20 protein-coding genes and 1 rRNA gene (1 of these 21 cut by a window edge) are annotated in these 20,582 nt (G+C 61.7%); 14 read left to right on the top strand and 7 right to left on the bottom strand.

Annotation, left to right across the window (positions count from 1 at the left end; all coding sequences use genetic code 11):
• Positions 1-450, bottom strand: a 16S ribosomal RNA gene (locus HWX91_RS37955) (it extends 1,208 nt beyond the left edge of the window).
• A gap of 498 nt (positions 451-948) precedes the next feature.
• Positions 949-1,725: an enoyl-CoA hydratase gene (locus tag HWX91_RS37960; protein WP_028199706.1), complete on the bottom strand. Its 777-nt coding sequence runs from the start codon at positions 1,723-1,725 to the stop codon at positions 949-951.
• Positions 1,726-1,857: 132 nt separating this feature from the next.
• On the opposite strand from HWX91_RS37960, the gene paaN reads away from it, so the two are divergent.
• From paaN to paaK, 5 genes are all read left to right on the top strand, one after another.
• Positions 1,858-3,558 (top strand): phenylacetic acid degradation protein PaaN, encoded by a 1,701-nt coding sequence (gene paaN, locus HWX91_RS37965; RefSeq protein ID WP_028199705.1) that lies wholly within the window; start codon positions 1,858-1,860, stop codon positions 3,556-3,558.
• A 126-nt stretch (positions 3,559-3,684) separates the two neighbouring features.
• On the top strand, positions 3,685-4,887 hold the full coding sequence (pcaF, locus tag HWX91_RS37970) for a 3-oxoadipyl-CoA thiolase (protein WP_028199704.1): 1,203 nt from the start codon (positions 3,685-3,687) through the stop codon (positions 4,885-4,887).
• A 46-nt stretch (positions 4,888-4,933) separates the two neighbouring features.
• Positions 4,934-5,725, top strand: coding sequence for a 2-(1,2-epoxy-1,2-dihydrophenyl)acetyl-CoA isomerase PaaG (gene paaG / locus HWX91_RS37975; protein WP_028199703.1), 792 nt, complete (start codon positions 4,934-4,936; stop codon positions 5,723-5,725).
• Between the two features lies 1 nt (position 5,726).
• Positions 5,727-6,188, top strand: a complete 462-nt coding sequence (gene paaI / locus HWX91_RS37980) for a hydroxyphenylacetyl-CoA thioesterase PaaI (protein ID WP_025647758.1) — start codon at positions 5,727-5,729, stop codon at positions 6,186-6,188.
• A 150-nt stretch (positions 6,189-6,338) separates the two neighbouring features.
• Complete coding sequence (paaK, locus tag HWX91_RS37985; protein ID WP_028199702.1) at positions 6,339-7,643, top strand: phenylacetate--CoA ligase PaaK; 1,305 nt, start codon at positions 6,339-6,341, stop codon at positions 7,641-7,643.
• Between the two features lie 108 nt (positions 7,644-7,751).
• Here paaK and mltA read toward each other — a convergent pair whose 3' ends face one another.
• Positions 7,752-8,876: a murein transglycosylase A gene (gene mltA, locus HWX91_RS37990; RefSeq protein WP_028199701.1), complete on the bottom strand. Its 1,125-nt coding sequence runs from the start codon at positions 8,874-8,876 to the stop codon at positions 7,752-7,754.
• Positions 8,877-8,904: 28 nt separating this feature from the next.
• Between mltA and HWX91_RS37995 the strand changes: the two genes are divergently transcribed.
• Positions 8,905-9,066, top strand: coding sequence for a hypothetical protein (locus HWX91_RS37995; protein ID WP_028199700.1), 162 nt, complete (start codon positions 8,905-8,907; stop codon positions 9,064-9,066).
• A 46-nt stretch (positions 9,067-9,112) separates the two neighbouring features.
• Here the strand turns inward: HWX91_RS37995 and apaG are convergent, their stop codons facing one another.
• Positions 9,113-9,487, bottom strand: coding sequence for a Co2+/Mg2+ efflux protein ApaG (apaG, locus tag HWX91_RS38000; protein ID WP_028199699.1), 375 nt, complete (start codon positions 9,485-9,487; stop codon positions 9,113-9,115).
• 277 nt (positions 9,488-9,764) lie between these two features.
• On the opposite strand from apaG, the gene rpe reads away from it, so the two are divergent.
• The 8 genes from rpe (at position 9,765) to HWX91_RS38040 (ending at position 17,068) form a co-directional block, all read left to right on the top strand.
• Entirely contained in the window at positions 9,765-10,448 is a 684-nt protein-coding gene (gene rpe, locus HWX91_RS38005) for a ribulose-phosphate 3-epimerase (RefSeq protein WP_028199698.1), read from the top strand.
• A gap of 43 nt (positions 10,449-10,491) precedes the next feature.
• Positions 10,492-11,208, top strand: a complete 717-nt coding sequence (locus HWX91_RS38010; protein WP_028199697.1) for a phosphoglycolate phosphatase — start codon at positions 10,492-10,494, stop codon at positions 11,206-11,208.
• Between the two features lie 370 nt (positions 11,209-11,578).
• A complete protein-coding gene (gene trpE, locus HWX91_RS38015) occupies positions 11,579-13,072 on the top strand; it encodes an anthranilate synthase component I (protein ID WP_028199696.1) in 1,494 nt (497 codons plus the stop codon).
• Positions 13,073-13,085: 13 nt separating this feature from the next.
• On the top strand, positions 13,086-13,673 hold the full coding sequence (locus HWX91_RS38020; RefSeq protein ID WP_028199695.1) for an aminodeoxychorismate/anthranilate synthase component II: 588 nt from the start codon (positions 13,086-13,088) through the stop codon (positions 13,671-13,673).
• Between the two features lie 17 nt (positions 13,674-13,690).
• A complete protein-coding gene (trpD, locus tag HWX91_RS38025; RefSeq protein ID WP_028199694.1) occupies positions 13,691-14,722 on the top strand; it encodes an anthranilate phosphoribosyltransferase in 1,032 nt (343 codons plus the stop codon).
• An 18-nt stretch (positions 14,723-14,740) separates the two neighbouring features.
• Positions 14,741-15,526, top strand: coding sequence for an indole-3-glycerol phosphate synthase TrpC (gene trpC, locus HWX91_RS38030; RefSeq protein ID WP_028199693.1), 786 nt, complete (start codon positions 14,741-14,743; stop codon positions 15,524-15,526).
• 39 nt (positions 15,527-15,565) lie between these two features.
• Positions 15,566-16,192, top strand: coding sequence for a CYTH domain-containing protein (locus HWX91_RS38035; RefSeq protein ID WP_028199692.1), 627 nt, complete (start codon positions 15,566-15,568; stop codon positions 16,190-16,192).
• 33 nt (positions 16,193-16,225) lie between these two features.
• Positions 16,226-17,068: a uracil-DNA glycosylase gene (locus HWX91_RS38040; protein WP_028199691.1), complete on the top strand. Its 843-nt coding sequence runs from the start codon at positions 16,226-16,228 to the stop codon at positions 17,066-17,068.
• A gap of 108 nt (positions 17,069-17,176) precedes the next feature.
• Here the strand turns inward: HWX91_RS38040 and HWX91_RS38045 are convergent, their stop codons facing one another.
• The 3 genes from HWX91_RS38045 to HWX91_RS38055 all read right to left on the bottom strand — a co-directional run bounded on the left by HWX91_RS38045 (position 17,177) and on the right by HWX91_RS38055 (position 20,541).
• Positions 17,177-17,773: an FMN-dependent NADH-azoreductase gene (locus HWX91_RS38045; RefSeq protein WP_028199690.1), complete on the bottom strand. Its 597-nt coding sequence runs from the start codon at positions 17,771-17,773 to the stop codon at positions 17,177-17,179.
• 154 nt (positions 17,774-17,927) lie between these two features.
• Positions 17,928-19,718: a M61 family metallopeptidase gene (locus HWX91_RS38050; RefSeq protein ID WP_028199689.1), complete on the bottom strand. Its 1,791-nt coding sequence runs from the start codon at positions 19,716-19,718 to the stop codon at positions 17,928-17,930.
• A gap of 97 nt (positions 19,719-19,815) precedes the next feature.
• Positions 19,816-20,541, bottom strand: a complete 726-nt coding sequence (locus HWX91_RS38055) for a DsbC family protein (RefSeq protein WP_028199688.1) — start codon at positions 20,539-20,541, stop codon at positions 19,816-19,818.
• Positions 20,542-20,582: the final 41 nt, after the last annotated feature.

The following is a 20,582-nucleotide window of genomic DNA, read 5'->3' on the forward strand; positions in this document are numbered from 1 at the left end:
CGTTTTCTTTCCGGACAAAAGTGCTTTACAACCCGAAGGCCTTCTTCACACACGCGGCATTGCTGGATCAGGGTTGCCCCCATTGTCCAAAATTCCCCACTGCTGCCTCCCGTAGGAGTCTGGGCCGTGTCTCAGTCCCAGTGTGGCTGGTCGTCCTCTCAGACCAGCTACAGATCGTCGCCTTGGTAGGCCTTTACCCCACCAACTAGCTAATCTGCCATCGGCCGCCCCTGTAGCGGGAGGTCCTAAGATCCCCCCCTTTCCTCCGTAGAGCGTATGCGGTATTAATCCGGCTTTCGCCGGGCTATCCCCCACTACAGGACACGTTCCGATGTATTACTCACCCGTTCGCCACTCGCCACCAGGGTTGCCCCCGTGCTGCCGTTCGACTTGCATGTGTAAGGCATGCCGCCAGCGTTCAATCTGAGCCAGGATCAAACTCTTCAGTTCAAACCTGTTACTGTTTTTCGGTCTCTTTCGAAACCGGTCGCTCACTCAACGTACTGACGAATGATTAACCTGCCGGCGTGAATCCACCCCGACAGGAAAACCTTCCTTTAATACTCGTGTGAGACTTGATACTTTCGCTTCCGGCAGACTCCGAAGAGTCCACCGCCGCGTCGCGCATCAAGCGCCCACACTTATCGGCTGTTAATTTTTAAAGATCGAGTCCGCATTCACTACCGAATCCGCACCGTGTCGCCCACCTGCTCAACCACCGGCACTGCTTCGTTCTGCGTCGCTGCATCAGCAGCAGAGAAACGAGATTATGAAGAACTTTCGCTACATCGTCAACAGGTTTTTATCACTTTCTCAACCCGCTCACGTCGCTCAAACCCTTGCCACGACTGGCTCTCCCGCTTCCCCGTGCCCCGGCGTCCGGAGCACGAAAGAGCGAGATTCTAGCGAGCCGGCCATCGCCTTGCAAGCGTTATTTTGACAAGCGTATTAGCGATGCTTAAAAACCGGCTTGCGCTTCTCGACAAACGCGGCCATTCCCTCCTTCTGATCCTCCGTCGCGAACAGCGAATGGAAGAGGCGGCGCTCGAAATGCACCCCTTCTGCAAGCGTCGTTTCGTACGCACGGTTAACCGATTCCTTGACCATCATCACCGCGGGCAGCGGAAACTCAGCGATGGTCGCTGCAGCAGCCACCGCCTCGTCAAGCAGCGAAACTGCGGGAATCACCCGGGAAACCAATCCAGCGCGCTCTGCCTCGGCAGCATCCATGAGACGGGCAGTCAGACAGAGATCCATTGCTTTCGCCTTTGAGACGGCGCGCGGCAGTCGCTGCGTACCGCCGGCACCCGGCATGATGCCGAGCTTGATTTCCGGCTGGCCGAACTTCGCCGTGTCGGCGGCAAAAATAATGTCGCACATCATCGCCAACTCACAACCACCGCCAAGCGCAAAGCCCGCCACCGCTGCAATGATCGGCTTGCGGATCGAGCGCACAGTTTCCCAGTTGCGAGTGATGTAGTCGCCTTTGTAGACATCCATATAGGTGTAGGTCGCCATCATGCCGATGTCGGCACCGGCGGCAAACGCTTTCTCGCTGCCCGTCACCACGATCGCACCAATCGCGTCGTCGGCGTCGAACTCGCGCAGCGCCGTGCCCAGTTCGTCCATCAAGGCGTCGTTCAGCGCGTTCAACGCCTTCGGACGATTCAATGTGACCAAACCGACCCGCCCTCGCGTCTCAACCAGAATGTTCTCGTAAGCCATGCCGCCTCCTAATGGTTAATGCTGCGCGAAAACGCTTCGCGCGGCCGTCTTAATAATGCTACCATTCACCAACCAACCGGTCGGTCAATTATTCGACAGGCTTTTCCCAACGTACAGTCAAGCCCCTCTGCCATGACACATCCGCTATTCACCAAGCACGAAGACACGCTGCAAAAGGCACTCGCCGCGATTGAGACGCGCGGCTACTGGAGTCCGTTCGTCGAGATGCCCAGTCCGAAAGTGTACGGGGAAACAGCGAGCGCAGACGGCGAAGCCGCATTCAAAGCGCTTCTGAACAAGACGTTCGAAATCGACCAGCCGTCGACCGGAGAAACAGTCGGCGCCGAAGTCTCGCCGTTCGGGTTCCCGCTCAACGTGCGCTATCCGAAAGCCGATCCGGACGCGCTGATCTCCGCAGCGGCCGCCGCACAGCGCGACTGGCGCCTGGCCGGCCCGCAGGCGTGGATCGGCGTATGCCTCGAAATCCTCGCGCGCGTGAATCGCGCCAGCTTCGAAATCGGCTACAGCGTGATGCACACAACCGGCCAGGCATTCATGATGGCCTTCCAGGCCGGCGGCCCGCATGCGCAAGACCGTGCGCTCGAAGCAGTCGTGTACGCATGGGACCAACTGCGCCGCATCCCCGCCGATGCCCACTGGGAAAAACCGCAGGGCAAGAATCCGCCGCTCGCGATGCACAAACGCTACACCGTCGTGCCGCGTGGCACCGGTCTCGTGCTCGGCTGCTGCACCTTCCCGACATGGAACGGCTATCCGGGTCTGTTCGCCGATCTGGCAACAGGCAACACGGTTATCGTCAAGCCGCATCCCGGCGCGATTCTGCCGCTCGCGCTGACCGTACGAATCGCACGCGACGTACTGCGCGAAGCCGGTTTCGATCCGAACATCGTTACGCTGCTGGCGACCGAACCGAACGACGGCCCGCTCGTCCAGGATCTCGCACTGCGCCCGGAAATCAAATTGATTGACTTCACGGGCAGCACACAAAACGGCAACTGGCTTGAGCGCAATGCGCATCAGGCTCAGGTCTTTACCGAAAAAGCGGGCGTCAATCAGATCGTGATCGACTCTGTGGACGACATCAAAGCCGCCGCTCGCAATATCGCCTTCTCACTCGCGCTGTACTCGGGGCAGATGTGCACCGCGCCGCAAAACATCTATGTGCCGCGCGCCGGCATCCGCACCGCTGAGGGCACGCTCGGTTTCGACGAAGTCGCTCAAGCTATCGCCACCGCGGTACAAAAACTGGTTGCAGACCCGGCGCGCGCCGTCGAACTGCTCGGCGCGATCCAGAACGAAGGCGTAACCCAACGCATCAGCGAAGCCGCCAAGCTCGGCCGCGTTCTGGTGGAAAGCCAGTCGCTCGAGCACCCCGCTTTTGGCGGCGCCCGCGTACGCACGCCGCTCGTGCTTCAGCTCGATGCCACAACCGACAAAGCGCAGTTCACCAAGGAATGGTTCGGCCCGATCTCGTTCGTGATCGCGACGGATTCGACCGCGCAGTCGCTCGACCTCGCCGGCGCAATTGCCGCCGAGCACGGCGCGTTGACGCTGTCGGTCTACAGCACGGATGAAGCCGTGCTCGAAGAGGCACACGAAGCATCGATCCGCGGTGGCGTCGCACTCTCGATCAATTTGACGGGCGGCGTTTTCGTCAATCAATCCGCAGCCTTCTCCGATTTCCACGGCACGGGCGCCAATCCCGCAGCAAACGCCGCGCTAGCTGACGCAGCCTTTGTCGCGAACCGCTTCCGCGTCGTTCAAAGTCGCGTTCATGTTGAACCGAAAGCGGCACCGGCGGTAGCTGGCTGAATGGCATAAGACAAAAGCACGGCTTTCGTCCTATGCCGTTTGGCCGAATAGACCGGGCCGTGCGCCCCAATTAACATGAGACATCGGATCGGCACATCTCGCCGATCCGCTCCGGTAGAAATCCACATGAACGACGCCTTCATCTGCGATGCGATTCGCACCCCAATCGGCCGCTACGGCGGCGCCTTAAAGGATGTCCGTGCCGACGACCTCGGCGCGGTACCGATCAAGGCGCTGATCGAGCGCAATCCTGGCGTCGATTGGCAGGCCGTCGACGACGTAATCTATGGCTGCGCCAATCAGGCCGGCGAGGACAACCGCAACGTCGCACGCATGGCCGCGTTGCTAGCCGGCTTGCCCACAAATGCACCCGGCGCGACCATCAACCGCCTGTGCGGTTCGGGCATGGATGCGGTCGGCACCGCTGCTCGCGCCATCAAGGCCGGCGAAGCGCGACTCATGATCGCCGGCGGCGTCGAAAGCATGACGCGCGCGCCGTTCGTGGTGGGCAAGGCCACCGGCGCATTCTCGCGGCAAGCCGACATTTACGATACGACGATCGGCTGGCGTTTCATCAATCCGCTAATGAAGCGCCAATATGGTGTCGATTCGATGCCGGAGACCGCAGAAAACGTCGCCGTTGAATTCGGTATCAACCGTGCGGATCAGGACGCGTTTGCGATGTCGAGCCAGAAAAAGGCCGCCCGCGCGCAGCGTGATGGCACCTTGGCTCAGGAAATCGTGGGCGTTGAAATCGCGCAGAAGAAAGGCGACCCCGTGCACGTGACGCTCGACGAGCATCCGCGCGAAACATCCCTCGAAAGCCTGGGCAAGCTCAAGGGCGTGGTTCGCCCCGATGGCAGCGTGACCGCTGGCAATGCCTCGGGCGTAAACGACGGCGCGTGTGCACTACTGCTCGCGAGCCAGGAAGCCGCCGATCAATACGGACTGCGTCGCCGCGCACGTGTAGTGGGTATGGCGACGGCGGGCGTGGAACCGCGCATCATGGGCATCGGCCCGGCGCCGGCCACACAAAAGCTGTTGAAGCAACTGAACATGACACTCGAGCAGTTCGACGTCATCGAGTTGAACGAGGCGTTCGCTTCACAAGGGCTTGCCGTCCTGCGCACACTCGGTCTGCGCGACGACGATCCGCGCGTCAATCCGAACGGCGGAGCGATTGCACTCGGTCACCCGCTCGGAGCATCCGGCGCGCGCCTGATCACCACTGCGCTTTACCAACTGGAGCGGATCAATGGTCGCTTTGCGCTTTGCACGATGTGTATCGGTGTGGGTCAAGGCATCGCCCTCGTAATCGAACGGGTCTGAAATCGCCGCTGCCCTGCCGGTAAATGAGACTTTGAGGAGACACCCAATGTCATTTGAAGCGATTCGCCTCGACATCGACGCATCGAGTCGCGTGGCGACCATCACACTGAACCGCCCCGACAAGCTCAACAGCTTTACGCGTGCGATGCACCAGGAATTGAGCGCCGCACTCGACCAGGTCGAGGCATCCGGCGCCCGTGCGCTCGTGCTGACCGGTGCGGGCCGCGGCTTCTGCGCGGGACAGGATCTCGCGGATCTCGACTTCACGCCAGGCGCGATGACCGACCTCGGCGAGCTGATCGACGAGCATTTCAATCCGCTGATTCGCCGCCTGCAAGCGCTGCCGTTGCCGGTGATTGCCGCGGTCAATGGCACGGCCGCCGGCGCCGGCGCCAATCTCGCGCTGGCTTGCGACCTCGTGCTTGCCGCTCGTTCGGCCAGTTTCATCCAAGCATTCGTAAAGATTGGCCTCGTCCCGGACTCGGGTGGCACCTGGTTCCTGCCGCAACGAGTCGGCATGGCACGCGCGTTGGGCCTCGCCATCACCGGTGACAAACTGGGCGCGGAGAAAGCCGAAAGCTGGGGGCTGATCTGGCAAACGGTCGACGACACCGAACTCGCCGCGACGGCAGGCAAACTCGCAGCACAACTGGCGCAGCAACCCACGCGCGCCATCGCCGCGATCAAACAGGCAATGCGCGCGGGCGTGACGCAAACCCTGGATCAACAGCTTGATCTAGAACGCGATCTGCAACGCGAACTCGGTGCTTCGCACGATTACGCGGAAGGTGTGCAAGCGTTCGTGGAAAAACGCGCACCGCGCTTCGAGGGTCGCTGATATGTCCGCACAGCCCAACCACCCGGCCCACATGACCCCAGACGAACTTGCTCGCGCCACCGCGGCAGCAATGTACGAAAACGACGCTTGCAGCAAAGCGCTTGGATTCGAGATCGTAGAAGTCCGTCCGGGGTATGCACGCTTGCGCATGGCCGTGCGCGACGACTTCCTGAACGGCCATCAGATTTGCCACGGTGGCCTGATTTTCACGCTCGCAGATTCGACGTTCGCTTTCGCCTGCAATACGTACAACATCAACACAGTCGCGGCCGGGTGCTCGATCGAATTCTTGCGACCCGTGAAAGGTGGCGACGTGTTGACCGCCGAAGCGGTCGAACAAACGCTGAGCGGCCGCACCGGCATTTACGACATCCGGGTCACGAACCGCGCCGAGGAAACCGTAGCGATGTTTCGCGGCAAATCTGCGCAGATCAAAGGCAACCTGATCCCTACGGGCGATTGATTAGCAGAGCCGCACCAAATTCGCAGCAAAGTCGCAGCGCGCCCGCGACCCGTTGGCAGCGCATCCATAAATAGCAACGAGTCCCCGGTTTTCGCGCGCAAGCGTACCGTAACCCCAGACCCAAGCATTGAGGCAGCAAGGAGACATTCGATGACCACCGCCCTTCCGCTCGATCCCATCGAGACAGCCAGCCGCGACGAACTCGCCGCGCTCCAACTCGAACGGCTCAAATGGTCGCTGAACCACGCTTACGAAAATTCGCCCGTATATCGGAAAAAATTCGACGAGGCCGGCGTCCATCCGAGCGAAGTGAAGACCCTCGCGGACCTCGCGCGCTTCCCCTTCACCACCAAGAAAGATCTGCGCGATAGCTACCCGTTCGGCATGTTCGCGGTGCCGCAGGAACAGATTTCGCGAATCCACGCGTCGTCGGGGACAACGGGGAAACCGACGGTGGTCGGCTACACGGCGCGCGATATCGATACGTGGGCAAATCTCGTCGCCCGTTCGATCCGTGCCGCAGGCGCAAAACGCGGTGACAAGGTTCACGTGAGCTACGGCTACGGATTGTTCACCGGCGGCCTCGGCGCACACTATGGCGCCGAGCGCGCAGGGCTGACCGTGATTCCGTTCGGCGGTGGCCAGACTGAAAAGCAGGTGCAACTGATTCAGGACTTCCGGCCCGACATCATCATGGTGACGCCGAGCTATATGCTGTCGATCGCCGACGAACTCGAACGGCAAGGCATCGATCCGGCGAGTTGCTCGCTGCGCCTCGGCATCTTCGGTGCGGAACCGTGGACCAACGATATGCGCCAGGCAATCGAAAAGCGCATGGGCATCGATGCCGTCGATATCTACGGTCTGTCTGAAGTGATGGGACCGGGCGTCGCGTCGGAATGCGTCGAAACGAAAGACGGCCCGACCATCTGGGAAGATCATTTCTACCCCGAAATCATCGACCCCGAAACCGGTGAGGTGTTGCCGGACGGCGAACTCGGCGAACTGGTATTTACTTCGTTGAGCAAGGAAGCGCTGCCGATCATCCGTTACCGGACGCGCGATCTGACGCGTCTCTTGCCCGGCAGCGCGCGCACCATGCGCCGCATGGAAAAAATCACGGGCCGTTCCGACGACATGATGATCGTGCGGGGCGTGAACGTATTCCCGACGCAGATCGAAGAATTGCTGCTCAAGCAGCGCGCCCTCGCACCTCACTATCAGATCGTGCTGACCAAGGAAGGCCCGCTCGACGTACTGACGTTGAACGTCGAACCGTGTCCGGAATCGGCCCCGGACACTGCCGCGCTGACCAACGCGAAGCAGGCGCTGGCCTACGATATCAAGGCGCTGATCGGCGTAAGCGCGGTTGTGAACGTGCTGGGGGTAAACGGGATCGAGCGTTCGGTGGGCAAAGCCCGCAGGGTAGTGGATAAGCGGAAATCGGGGCTTTAGGCCATAAACCGGCACGCCAAGGGTTGATGGTTGCTAACGGTACTGACCGGCATCAGTCCCGTTAGCAAATGTGCCGGCAGCGAACCCGCCGCCGCGCGCACCTAACCTTCACGAATTCGGCAACAGTAGCCACATCCGTCCGCCCTGCTTCATCTTGCCAGCCAGGTCGCCGGCATCGTCGCCGAGACCCCAGAAGTAGTCCGCGCGGACGCCGCCCTTGATCGCGGAGCCGGTGTCCTGTGCAAAGACGAGGCGATTCATCGGTGAGTTCGTCAACGGACGCGTGGTCTGCAAGAACACCGGCGTACCCAGCGGAATCGAAGACGGATCCACCGCGATCGACCGCTCCGGCGTCAACGGCACGCCCAGCGCACCAATCGGGCCATCCGCCCCGCCGCTCGGCGCACCTTCGCCGGACGGCATTTCGCGGAAGAACACGAAGCGCGGATTCGTATCGAGCAAGGCGTCAACCCGCGTGGGATTCGCGCGCGCCCATGCCTTGATGCCCTGCATGGTCGCTTGCGCCGGCGTCAGTTCGCCGCGATCGAGCAACCACCGCCCGATCGATTTGTATGGCTGGTTGTTGGTGCCTCCAAAGCCGACTCGCATTACGCTACCGTCTTCCATCACGATGCGCCCGGAGCCCTGCACCTGCAGGAAGAAAGCTTCGATCGGATCGTCGACCCACACGAGTTCATTGCCGTTGAGCACGCCCGAGCGCTCGAGTTGCGCACGCGAAGGCAATGGAGCACCCGCGCGATAGCCGGATGGCCAACGGTACAACGCCGTCTGATACACGCCGTGCCGCGTGCGCGAACCGCGCAGCAACGGCTCGTAGTAGCCGGTGACGAGGCCATCGAGCGTGCCGTCGTTATTGGCTAACTGGAACGGCGTGAAATACGCCTCGAAGAACGCCCGCGCACTGGTCACGTCCAGATCGTCGATCTGCGAGGCCGCCGCGCATGCGCGGGCCCAGTTCGATTGACGTGCGAGCCTCAGGCAGTTTTGCCGCAACGCAGCCGTTGCGCCGATCAGCGAATCGTCCTGCCACCCCGGCACCTGTTGCCAGGCTACTGCCGTAAGCCGCGTCGCGGCGATCTGCCCGGGTATGATCGCGGCACCCGTGGGCGGCGAAACCGAAGGCCGGATTGCACCGCCGCCACCGCAGGAAGCCAGCATCACCGCAACTGAAAGCGCGCCGAGCCATGCTCCGGCAGCGCGGACAAAACGCATACAATGTTCGTTCTTGATGGAAACCGCCATGTCTGATCTGTTCGACGAATACCCGATGCTCATCTTCGCGCTGGAATCGCTCCTAGCGCTCTTCCTGCTCGTCTTTATCGTTGTATGGACGTCGTCCGGCAAGAAAAAGGCCGCGCGCACCACCACCAATGACCAGCAAAAGCAGCAAAAATCCCAGTAAAGCCGCGCCGTAAAGCCTCTTAAAGACCGCGAGCCGCGCTGGCGGTTCAATGCAACGTACGCGGCATCCGCAAAATGAATTCGGGCACGGGAGCGTCAAAGCGCTCGCCGTCTTCCGCCACGCAGAAATACTCGCCGCGCATGGTGCCGACGGGCGTGGCGATCACCGCCCAACTCGTATATTCGAAGTGCTCGCCCGGTTTGAGCAGTGGCTGATGCCCGACTACGCCCAAGCCTTTTACTTCCTGAACGCTGTTATCGCTGTCGGTGATCACCCAATGCCGCGCAATCAATTGCGCGGGCACCTGGCCGCTGTTACGGATAGTCAGCGTGTATGCAAACGCATACTGGCGGCGCTCCGGGTCCGACTCTTCGGGCAGATACTGCACCTGCGCCGAGACGCTGAATTCGTACTGGCTCATCCTGATTCCGGTCTGGTGAAACGGGCAAAAAAATCGCGGGAAGCCCCGAACGCCAATGGTTTGCGGGCGCATTGGAGAAGCGGCGCTGATGGTTTGGCATTCTGCTTGATGCGCGGCACGCCCGCAACCGGACAAATCCCTCTGGCCAGGGGCGATTAGGACGTTTTGTCAGCTTTGTCGCGCCTCGCCAGTGCCGTCTGCTCAAACCGCTCCCGAACCGGTTCAGCAACGCGCAAAACGGTAAAATGACGTTTTCCCGCTTGCATCCGCCCCCGCCATGACGCAATTTCGCATCGCCCCCAGCATTCTGTCCGCCGATTTCGCCCGTCTGGGCGAAGAAGTCCGCAACGTTGTCGCCGCCGGCGCCGACTGGATTCACTTCGACGTGATGGACAATCATTACGTGCCGAACCTGACGATCGGCCCGCTCGTCTGCGAAGCAATCCGTCCGCACGTAGACGTGCCGATCGACGTGCACCTGATGGTGCGCCCGGTCGACCGGATCGTGCCGGACTTCGCCAAGGCCGGCGCGAATCTGATCAGCTTCCACCCGGAAGGCTCGGACCATATCGACCGCACGCTGTCGCTGATTCGCGACCACGGCTGCAAGGCAGGCCTCGTCTTCAACCCGGCGACGTCGCTGAATCATCTGGACTATGTGATGGACAAGGTCGACCTGGTGCTGATCATGTCGGTGAATCCCGGTTTCGGTGGGCAATCGTTCATTCCTGAGGCGCTCGTCAAATTGCGCGAAGCGCGCAAGCGGATCGACGCCTACAAGGAGAAAACCGGCCGCGAGATTCATCTCGAAGTGGACGGCGGCGTAAAGGTCGACAACATCGCCGAAATCGCGGCAGCCGGCGCAGACACGTTCGTGGCAGGCTCCGCTATCTTCGGCGCACCGGATCACAAGGCCGTGATCGACAAGATGCGCGCCGCCCTCGCCAACATCGAGCACTGATCGAACCCAGAACGGTCACCAGAATCGCGCACACAGCAAGCACATGACGACTTCGTACCCTGCCCCGACTTTCACCGGCCCGCGCCTAGAAGCCGCGATCATCGACCTGGACGGCACGATGATCGATACCGCCGACGATTTCACCGCCGGCCTGAACGGCATGCTTGCGCAACTTGACGCGGAGGAAACCTCGCGCGAGGAAGTGGTTGGCTACATCGGCAAGGGTTCGGAGAATCTGATTCGCCGCGTGCTGGCCGAGCGCTTCGAAACGGAGCATGCACAGGACCGTTTCGACGAGGCGCTCGCGATCTATCAGGAGGAGTACGCCAAGATCAACGGCGTGCACACGCGACTGTACCCCGAGGTCGAAGCCGGCCTCAGCGCGATGCGCGACGCCGGCCTCAAACTCGCGTGCGTCACCAACAAGCCGCACCGTTTCGCGGTCGAATTGCTGGAGCAATACGGGCTCAGCCAGTATTTCAGCGTCGTGCTCGGCGGCGACAGTCTGCCGGAAAAGAAGCCGCATCCGCTGCCGATGCTCACCGCCGCGGCGCAGCTAGGCGTCGCGCCGCAAGCCACGGTCGCGATCGGCGATTCGGAAAACGATGCGCTGGCAGGCCGCGCGGCGGGCATGGCCACGCTCACGCTGCCGTATGGCTACAACCACGGCCGAGCTATACAAGAAATAAAATCCGATGGTATAGTTGCCTCGCTGCTCGATGCCGCCAAGGCGATCGCAGCGCACCATTCCACGACTTGAAAAGTCCTTCATCCTCATGTTTCTGAATAAAAAACGGAGTCTGATTAGCATCGACCGGGGAGCCTGGCCCTGGCGTCGCTGGTCGCGCTAACCTCGCCTGAGGTACGCTGAAGCACGTCTTCGGCAACCGTTTTTTACTTCGCTGCGCTTACGCGTTTTTTCCATCACTCAGTTTCGCTGCATCGGTTGATTTGGCTCCCGTGTACCCGCAAAGTACATCTGTGGCGCTGAAACCCCTGCATGCGTCGATGGGAAACTCGCGCCGGTCGGTATCATCGTGTCAATACACCCCACCGACGCCTGACCGGCTGCGCAACGCCCCGCTTTGTCTGACGCATAGTGCCGTCTGACGTACGTACAGGATCGGAACATGACCGAACTCGAATTCCAGTCCCTCGCCAACGAGGGTTTCAACCGCATTCCGCTGATCGCCGAAGCGCTCTCCGACCTCGAAACGCCGCTCTCGCTGTACCTGAAGCTCGCACAGAGCGAACGCAACGGCGCGAACTCGTTCCTGCTGGAATCGGTGGTGGGCGGCGAACGGTTTGGCCGCTATTCGTTCATCGGCCTGCCGGCACGCACGCTGCTGCGCACCCGCAACGGCGTGTCGGAAGTGGTGCGGGACGGCAAAGTCGTCGAGACGCACGAGGGCGATCCGCTCGAGTTCATCCAGCAATTCCAGGGACGCTTCAAAGTAGCGCAGCGCCCCGGTCTGCCGCGTTTCGCGGGCGGCTTGGCAGGCTACTTCGGCTATGACGCGGTGCGCTACATCGAGAAAAAACTCGCCCACTCCGCGCCGCCCGACGATCTGAATCTGCCGGACATCCAGTTGCTGCTCACCGAAGAAGTCGCGGTGATCGACAACCTGGCCGGCAAGCTCTACCTGGTGGTGTACGCGGACCCGACGCAGCCCGAGGCATACACGAAAGCCAAACAGCGTCTGCGTGAATTGCGCCAGCGTTTGCGCACGACCGTGCAGCCGCCGGTCACCTCGGCCAGCGTGCGCACCGAGACCTACCGCGAGTTCGCGAAAGACGATTATCTGGCCGCCGTGCGCAAGGCCAAGGAATACGTCGCCGCCGGCGAGCTGATGCAAGTGCAGGTCGGCCAGCGTCTGATCAAGCCGTACCGGGACAATCCGCTGTCGCTGTATCGCGCGCTGCGTTCGCTGAATCCGTCGCCGTACATGTACTACTACAATTTCGGTGACTTTCATGTGGTCGGCGCGTCGCCGGAAATTCTGGTGCGCCAGGAAAAGCGCGGCGAAGATCGCATCGTGACGATCCGCCCGCTCGCCGGCACCCGTCCACGCGGTAACACGCCGGAACGCGACGCGGAGCTCGCCACCGAACTGCTGAACGATCCGAAAGAAATCGCCGAACACGTCATGCTGATCGACCTCGCACGCAACGACGTGGGCCGCATCGCGCAGATCGGCTCGGTGGTCGTCACTGACCAGATGGTGATCGAAAAGTACTCGCACGTGCAGCACATCGTGAGTTCCGTCGAAGGCAAGCTGAAACCCGGCACCACCAATTTCGACGTGCTGCGCGCCACCTTCCCGGCCGGCACGCTGTCCGGCGCGCCGAAGGTCCGCGCGATGGAATTGATCGACGAGCTCGAACCGGTGAAACGCGGCCTGTACGGCGGTGCGGTCGGCTATCTGTCATTCACCGGCGAAATGGATCTGGCCATCACGATCCGTACCGGCGTGATCGCAAACGGCAATCTGTATGTGCAGGCGGCAGCGGGTGTAGTCGCGGATTCGGTGCCGGAATCCGAATGGCAAGAGACCGAGAACAAGGCGCGCGCCGTGCTGCGCGCCGCCGAGCAGGTTCAAGACGGCCTCGATAGCGACTTCTGACCGGAGACACACCATGCTGCTTATGATCGACAACTACGACTCGTTCACCTACAACCTGGTGCAGTACTTCGGCGAACTCGGCGAAGACGTGCGCACCTATCGGAACGACGAAATCACGCTGGACGAAATTGCGAAGCTCAACCCGGAGCGCATTTGCCTGTCGCCCGGCCCGAGCAATCCGCAACACGCCGGCATCACGCTCGACGTGCTGCGCGAATTCGCCGGCAAGACGCCGATTCTGGGCGTCTGCCTCGGCCATCAAGCGATCGGCGAAGCCTTCGGCGGCCGCGTAGTGCGCGCGCAAACCATCATGCACGGCAAGGTGAGCACGATCGAAACCGACTGCAAAGGCGTGTTCGCCGATTTGCCGAAGCATTTCGTCGTGACGCGCTACCACTCGCTCGCGATCGAACGCGAATCGCTTCCGGATTGTCTTGAAGTGTCCGCATGGACCGAAGACGGCGAAATCATGGGCGTGCGTCACAAGGAACTGGCCGTTGAAGGCGTGCAGTTCCATCCGGAATCGATCCTGTCCGAACACGGCCACGCATTGCTCGAAAACTTCGTGAAGCAATCGAAGTCCGCCCACCGCACCGCTTGATGAAGAGAGACGAAATCATGTCGATTACGCCCCAGGAAGCGCTGCAACGGACCATCGAGCACCGCGAGATTTTCCACGACGAAATGCTGCACCTGATGCGGCTCATCATGCGCGGCGAACTGTCGCCCGTGATGTCGGCGGCAATCATCACCGGCTTGCGCGTCAAAAAAGAGACCATCGGCGAAATCACCGCAGCCGCCACGGTGATGCGTGAATTTGCCCGGCACGTCGAGGTGCAGGACAACTCGAACTTCGTCGATATCGTCGGTACCGGCGGCGACGGCTCGCAAACCTTCAATATTTCCACCGCAACCATGTTCGTTTCGGCTGCGGCGGGCGCCAAGGTCGCGAAGCACGGTGGCCGCGGCGTATCGAGCAAATCGGGTAGCGCGGACGTGCTCGAAGCGCTCGGCGTGAACATCGATCTGCAACCGGAGCAGGTGGCGGCATCGATTGCGGAAACCGGCATGGGTTTCATGTTCGCGCCGAACCATCATCCGGCAATGAAGAACATCGCGCCGGTGCGCCGCGAACTCGGCGTGCGGACCATCTTCAATATTCTCGGACCGCTGACCAATCCGGCCGGCGCGCCGAATCAGCTGATGGGCGTGTTCCATGCCGACCTCGTCGGGATTCAGGTGCGCGTGATGCAGCGACTCGGCGCGAAGCACGTGCTGGTGGTGTACGGGATGGACGGCATGGACGAAGTCTCGCTCGGTGCGGCCACGCAAGTCGGCGAGTTGCGCGACGGCCAGGTCCACGAGTATGAAATCCATCCGGAAGACTTCGGCATGCAGATGGTGTCGAACCGCACGCTGAAAGTGGCCGACGCCGCCGAATCCAAACTGATGCTGCTCGAAGCACTCGACAACAAGCCGGGCGTCGCGCGTGAAATCGTCACGCTGAACGCGGGCACGGCGCTGTATTCGGCGAACGTAGCGGCGTCGATTGCGGACGGCATCCAGTTGGCGCGCGAAGCGATCGCGAGCGGCAAGGCACGGGCCAAGGTCGACGAACTGATCCGCTTTACCCAGCAATTCAAGCAGTAACTACGAAGCGAGACACTCATGAGCGACATCCTCGACCGCATCATCGCGGTCAAACGCGAAGAAGTCCGCGCGGCTGAACAGAGCGCGCCGCTCGAAGAACTACGCCTCGAAGCGTCGTCGCGCGACAGCCGCGATTTCGTCGGCGCATTGCGCGCGAAGCATGCGGCAGGCCTCGCCGCGGTCATTTCCGAAGTGAAGAAAGCGAGCCCGTCCAAAGGCGTGCTGCGCGAACACTTCGTGCCGGCCGAGATCGCCCGTTCGTATGAAAAGCACGGTGCGGCCTGCCTGTCCGTGCTCACCGACGTGCAGTTCTTCCAAGGCAGCGTGGCATACCTGGAAGAAGCCCGCGCCGCCTGCAATCTGCCGGTGCTGCGCAAAGACTTCATCGTCGATCCGTACCAGATCGTCGAAGCCCGCGCGATGGGTGCGGACGCGATTCTGCTGATTGCCGCGGCGCTTGAAACCTCGGAGATGCAGGATCTCGAGGCGCTCGCGCATTCGCTGGGCCTCGCAGTGCTGGTCGAAGTGCATGACCACAATGAACTGATGGAATCGCTTAAGTTGAAGACGCCGCTGATCGGCATCAACAACCGCAATCTGCGCACCTTCGAGACGTCGATCGAAACGACCATCGGCATGCTCGAATCGATTCCGGACGACCGCATCGTGGTCACGGAGTCGGGCATTCTGTCGCGCGTCGACGTCGACCGTCTGCGGGCAATGGATGTGCATACGTTCCTCGTCGGCGAGGCGTTCATGCGCGCGGAAGAGCCGGGCGTGGAACTTGCGCGGATGTTTTTCTAAGCGCGGCTTCAACACGCAGGCTACGTAGCGGAGCAGGTCATGGGCATGGAACGTGAAATCAAGCTGACGCTGCCGCCCACGCAGGTGCACGCGGCGACGCAGTGGTTCGTCGCGCGCGCCGGTGCGGCGGGCCGGCCGGTCAAGTTGGTGAATATTTACTTCGACACGCCGCAGTTGACGCTGGCAGGCTCGAAAAGCGCATTGCGTTTGCGCCAGACGCCGGACGGCTGGCTACAAACCTTCAAGACGGTGGGCAAGGCCAGCAATGGGTTGCACAGCCGCCACGAGTGGGAAATGCCGGTGGCCGGCGAAAAACTGGAGATCGACGCGTTGCTGCGCGAATGCGACGAACCCTCCGCCGCCGACGCTTTGCGTCAGGCCGCGCCGGAACTCATCGAACTGTTTCGCACGAATTTCACCCGCACGCTGTGGAACATCGAGCTGGACGGCTCGGAAATCGAAGCGGCGATCGATCAAGGTGACGTGTTCGCCGAGGTCGATCGCGAGACGCGTCGCGCACCGATTTCGGAAGTCGAACTCGAGCTGAAATCCGGCGACGAAGCGGCACTGCACACGCTTGCGGCAGAACTCGGCAAGCAGATAGCCGGCCTCGCGCCGGACAATATCAGCAAGGCGCAGCGCGGTTATCAGTTGCGGGCGGGTTGAGCAACGCCCCGTTTGCTGCGACACTTCCCCGCCATGACCTCCGCTTCCCGTACCCGCCCCAGTTCGTCGCAAGCCTCGCTGTTTGGCGATGACCCTTCCACACCGGCCGGTGCGACCGCGCAGCCGCAGCAAACGCCGGGCGCCGACGGCTCGCCGCCGCCAACGCTCGAAGCCCAATTCGACGCCCTGCCCCCGGCGTGGCGCGCGCACCTGAAACCGTTCATCGAAAGCGACGCCTATCCGTCACTGTGCCGTTTCGTCGACGGCGAGCGCGCAGCCGGCAAAACCGTCTACCCCGCCGATGTATTCCGGGCTCTGCGGCTCACCAGTCCCGACGAAATCAAAGTCGTGATTCTCGGCCAGGACCCGTATCACGGTGAAGACCGCGGCACGCCGCAAGCGCACGGACTCGCATTTTCGGTAGCGCCGAACGTGCGCACGCCGCCGTCGCTGCGCAATATCTTCAAGGAAATCGCCGCCAGCCTCGGCCATGAGCCGCCACGTCATGGCTGCCTCGACACCTGGGCCAAACAGGGCGTGCTGCTGTTGAACACGGTGCTGACCGTCGAGCGCGATTCGGCTGCGAGTCATGCAAAACGCGGCTGGGAGAAATGCACGGACACGCTGATCCACGAATTGGCCATGCGTCATGACGGCCTCGTATTCATGCTGTGGGGCGCGCATGCGCAAGCCAAACGCGCGTTGCTGGGCGGCAAGTCGCATTACGTGCTGGAGGCGCCGCACCCGTCGCCGCTGTCGGCACATCGTGGCTTTCTCGGTTGCGGGCACTTTGCGGCAGCGAACGACTATCTCGTGAAGCAAGGCCGCGCGCCAATCGATTGGCGCTTGCCCGAAGAAGCGCAGATGCTGGCATAGGTTCAATATCGCATCGGCAAGAAACAAAAACGCCACGGAATTCACATTCCGTGGCGTTTTTCAATTCCACCGCACCGCGATCACGCCGCGCGGCTCAAACCTCAAACCTTATGCAGCGGCAATCGCTTCGCGCGCGCCAGCCAGCGCTGCGCTTGCGGCGTCCGGGCCCATGTTCAGGCCTTCGGCGTAGATGAAGTTCACGTCGGTCATGCCGAGGAAGCCGAGGAAAGCCTTCAGGTAAGGCGTTTGGCTATCGTTCGGGGTGCCCAGATACTTGCCGCCGCGAGCCGAGACCACGTAGACCTTCTTGCCCTTCACGAGGCCTTCGGGACCGTTCGCCGTGTACTGGAACGTAATGCCGGCGCGGGCGATGAAGTCGAAATACGTCTTCAGTTGCGACGAGATGCCGAAGTTGTACATCGGTGCGCCGATCACGACGATGTCGGCGGCTTGCAGTTCGGCGATCAGCGCTTCGCTGCGTGCAGCGATCGCGACTTGTTCCGGCGTGCGCTGGTCGGCCGGCGTGAAGAACGCGCCGAGCACGGCGTCGTCCAGATGGGGCAGCGGTTCAGCTTGCAGGTTACGGACGACGACTTGCGCGCCCGGATTCGATTGTTGCAGCTTTGCGGTCAGCTCGTTCACGAGCAGGGTTGAGTTCGCGCCTTGCGAGCGTGCTGCCGAGTTGATTTGCAGGATCGTGGTCATGGTTGACTCCAGTAGGGGCGCGCAATGTTGCGCGAGTGGAGCCATTGTGTTTTTTTACCGACCCGGGAAAAAGCCGTGTGGCAGCGAAGGATTGTTGCACTGGTAGAACAATCCCCCGCTTTGAAACAGCGATTAACGCTGCTACGGATTACGATCAGCTTGCTAGCCAGCGCTCCCGCGCCTTGCGCGCGGCAGGCCGCTTGTCGCTCGCCGTCAGCTTGTAGCGCGACACCTCAGGGCCGTCCAGCTTGACTTGCGCGGTACGCAACTCGTCCCGGCGGAAGGCGTGGACTTCGACTTTTGCGCCCGGCAGATAGCGCGACAGCAGTGAATCAAGATTCGAGCCGGTTACGCGCAGACCGTCGAGCGCGATCAGCACGTCGCCTGCGGACAGACCGGCTTTTTGCGCCGCGCTACCTTCGTGAACCACTGCCAATGTGCAATCCGCGCCACCGCGCACGCGTGCGCCGAGCGACGGCTTGCCGTTCTTTTCCAGATCCGGCGCAAGCGTGACGCCAAACGGTTCGAGCAGCGTGTCGAGCGGCAGATCGCGCGTGCCGTACACGGCATCGGCGAACAATTCACCCAATTGCACGCCGGTCGCTTCGGCGAAAATCGCCTCGACCTCACTTTCCTCCACGCCAACGGGCTTGCCGCGATAGAAGTCGCGCCCGAACCGCTGCCACAGCAGACGCATCACGTCGTCGAGCGACTTGCGGTTATTGGTCTGCGCGCGAATCGTCAAATCGAAGGCGAGCGCGACAAGCGAGCCCTTCGTGTAATAGCTGACGATCGCATTCGCTGCATTTTCGTCCTGCCGGTAGTATTTGACCCAGGCGTCGAACGAGCTTTCGGCTACCGACTGCTTCAGACGGCCACTGCCGCGCAGCACGCCGCCAATCACCTTGCCGAGCAGGCCGAAATAGTCGTCTTGCGAGATCAGGCCGCTGCGCACGAGGATCAGGTCGTCGTAGTAAGAGGTGAAGCCTTCGAACAGCCACAGCAGCGGCGTGTAGTTTTCGACGCTCAGGTCGTACGGCGCGAACACAGCCGGCTTGATGCGCTTCACATTCCAGGTGTGGAAGTATTCGTGGCTGCACAGGCCGAGATAGGTCCGGTAGCCCTCAGTCGGCGCCTCGCGGCCTTGCACGGGCAGATCGCTGCGATTGCAGATCAATGCGGTCGAAGCACGATGCTCCAGTCCGCCATAACCGTCGGTGACCGCCTGGGTCATGAACACGTAGCGATCCACCGGCGCCTTCTTCGACTTCGGCTCGAACAACGCGATTTGCGCTTCGCAAATACGTTTCAGGTCGGCTGACAAACGCGCCATATCGAGCCCGACCACGCGCCCCGCGATCACGATATCGTGCGGTACGCCGTGCGCCTTGAAGGTCTCCAGCGCGAACTCGCCCAACGTGACCGGGTGATCGATCAGTTCATCGTAGTTCTGCGCGCGATATTCGCCGAAGCCGTAGCGTTTCGTGCCGCGCGCTTCCGGCAACGCGGTCGCGACCCGCCAGTTGCGATACACGGCGCCGTCCGGCCTCTGGATATCGACCACGCACTGCGCCTCTTCATGACCGAGCGGCGCGAGGAACACGCTTGTGCCATTGAAAAAGCCGGTCGTGTCGTCGAGATGCGCGGCGCGCACCGACATATCCCATGCATACACCTCGTAGCGCAGCGTCAGCGCGCCTTTCACCGGTGCGGCCTGCCACGTGTGCTTGTCCGTTTTCTCGACGCGCACCTTCCGCCCGGCCTCATTGGTGCCGCGCAGCGTGACGATGTTGCGGGCAAATTCGCGCACCATGTAGCTGCCCGGAATCCAAACCGGCAGCATGAAACGCTGACCGGCCGGATCGGGATCGGCGACGGTCACGGTGACTTCGAACAGATGGGCGGCGGGTTGGCGGGGAACGATGGTGTAGCGGATCGGCTTCATCGGCGGCGATTAGGAGATTGTTCTGGCAGGAAGGTTCGGAGCTCGATGTGAAAGGAGGCGCACTGCGCGCCTCCTTTCTTCGACTTGTGATGCGTGCTCAGTGCACGGCGGACATTTCCTTGTCCAGCCGGTCTGCCGAGACGGCGCCTGGCAGGCGGCGGCCGTCGGCGAGAAACACGGTCGGCGTGCCGTCGACGCCCATCGCGTGGCCGAGCGCCAGGTTCTTGTCGAGTGCAGCCGTGTCACAGGTGCCGGCAGCGGTAGGCGCCTGATGATCCTGCATCCACGACTCCCACGCCTTCGCGCGGTCGGTCGAGCACCAGATCGACTTCGACTTGGCGGTCGAATCCGGCGACAGCACCGGGTACAGGAAGGTGTAGACCGTGACGTTGTCGAGCGACTTGAGCGAGGTCTCGAGCTGCTTGCAGTACGGGCAGTTCGGATCCGAGAACACCGCGATCTTGCGTGCGCCGTTGCCCTTCACGACCTTCACCGCGTTGCCGAACGGCAGGCTCGCGAAATCGATGCGGTTGGTTTCCGCCAGACGCGCTTCGGTCAGATTCTTGCGCGTTTTCGCGTCGACCATATCGCCGAGCATGAGGTAGTCGCCATTCGCATCGCTATAGATGATCTGCGTGCCGAGATTCACTTCATACAGCCCGGCAATCGGCGACTTCGTCACGCTCTTGATCGTCACGTCGGCCAGACGCGTTTGCAGCGTGGCCTTGAGCTTGTCGGTGGCTTGATCGGCCTGCGCGGAGCAGCCCATTGTGACGGCGGCGATCACGAGCGCGGCGGCCGCGATGCGGAAGGATTTTTTCATGCTGAATTCCTGGAGTTCAATCGCGCGATGCGCGTTTTGGG

The organism is Paraburkholderia fungorum (assembly GCF_902833645.1).
GTDB lineage: Bacteria > Pseudomonadota > Gammaproteobacteria > Burkholderiales > Burkholderiaceae > Paraburkholderia > Paraburkholderia fungorum.

Bases quoted from the DNA above. Each gene is read 5' to 3' on its own strand.
- HWX91_RS37960 (WP_028199706.1), bottom strand. From the start codon at position 1,725: ATGGCTTACGAGAACATTCTGGTTGAGACGCGAGGGCGGGTCGGTTTG.
- paaN (WP_028199705.1), top strand. From the start codon at position 1,858: ATGACACATCCGCTATTCACCAAGCACGAAGACACGCTGCAAAAGGCA.
- pcaF (WP_028199704.1), top strand. From the start codon at position 3,685: ATGAACGACGCCTTCATCTGCGATGCGATTCGCACCCCAATCGGCCGC.
- paaG (WP_028199703.1), top strand. From the start codon at position 4,934: ATGTCATTTGAAGCGATTCGCCTCGACATCGACGCATCGAGTCGCGTG.
- paaI (WP_025647758.1), top strand. From the start codon at position 5,727: ATGTCCGCACAGCCCAACCACCCGGCCCACATGACCCCAGACGAACTT.
- paaK (WP_028199702.1), top strand. From the start codon at position 6,339: ATGACCACCGCCCTTCCGCTCGATCCCATCGAGACAGCCAGCCGCGAC.
- mltA (WP_028199701.1), bottom strand. From the start codon at position 8,876: ATGCGTTTTGTCCGCGCTGCCGGAGCATGGCTCGGCGCGCTTTCAGTT.
- HWX91_RS37995 (WP_028199700.1), top strand. From the start codon at position 8,905: ATGTCTGATCTGTTCGACGAATACCCGATGCTCATCTTCGCGCTGGAA.
- apaG (WP_028199699.1), bottom strand. From the start codon at position 9,487: ATGAGCCAGTACGAATTCAGCGTCTCGGCGCAGGTGCAGTATCTGCCC.
- rpe (WP_028199698.1), top strand. From the start codon at position 9,765: ATGACGCAATTTCGCATCGCCCCCAGCATTCTGTCCGCCGATTTCGCC.
- HWX91_RS38010 (WP_028199697.1), top strand. From the start codon at position 10,492: ATGACGACTTCGTACCCTGCCCCGACTTTCACCGGCCCGCGCCTAGAA.
- trpE (WP_028199696.1), top strand. From the start codon at position 11,579: ATGACCGAACTCGAATTCCAGTCCCTCGCCAACGAGGGTTTCAACCGC.
- HWX91_RS38020 (WP_028199695.1), top strand. From the start codon at position 13,086: ATGCTGCTTATGATCGACAACTACGACTCGTTCACCTACAACCTGGTG.
- trpD (WP_028199694.1), top strand. From the start codon at position 13,691: ATGTCGATTACGCCCCAGGAAGCGCTGCAACGGACCATCGAGCACCGC.
- trpC (WP_028199693.1), top strand. From the start codon at position 14,741: ATGAGCGACATCCTCGACCGCATCATCGCGGTCAAACGCGAAGAAGTC.
- HWX91_RS38035 (WP_028199692.1), top strand. From the start codon at position 15,566: ATGGGCATGGAACGTGAAATCAAGCTGACGCTGCCGCCCACGCAGGTG.
- HWX91_RS38040 (WP_028199691.1), top strand. From the start codon at position 16,226: ATGACCTCCGCTTCCCGTACCCGCCCCAGTTCGTCGCAAGCCTCGCTG.
- HWX91_RS38045 (WP_028199690.1), bottom strand. From the start codon at position 17,773: ATGACCACGATCCTGCAAATCAACTCGGCAGCACGCTCGCAAGGCGCG.
- HWX91_RS38050 (WP_028199689.1), bottom strand. From the start codon at position 19,718: ATGAAGCCGATCCGCTACACCATCGTTCCCCGCCAACCCGCCGCCCAT.
- HWX91_RS38055 (WP_028199688.1), bottom strand. From the start codon at position 20,541: ATGAAAAAATCCTTCCGCATCGCGGCCGCCGCGCTCGTGATCGCCGCC.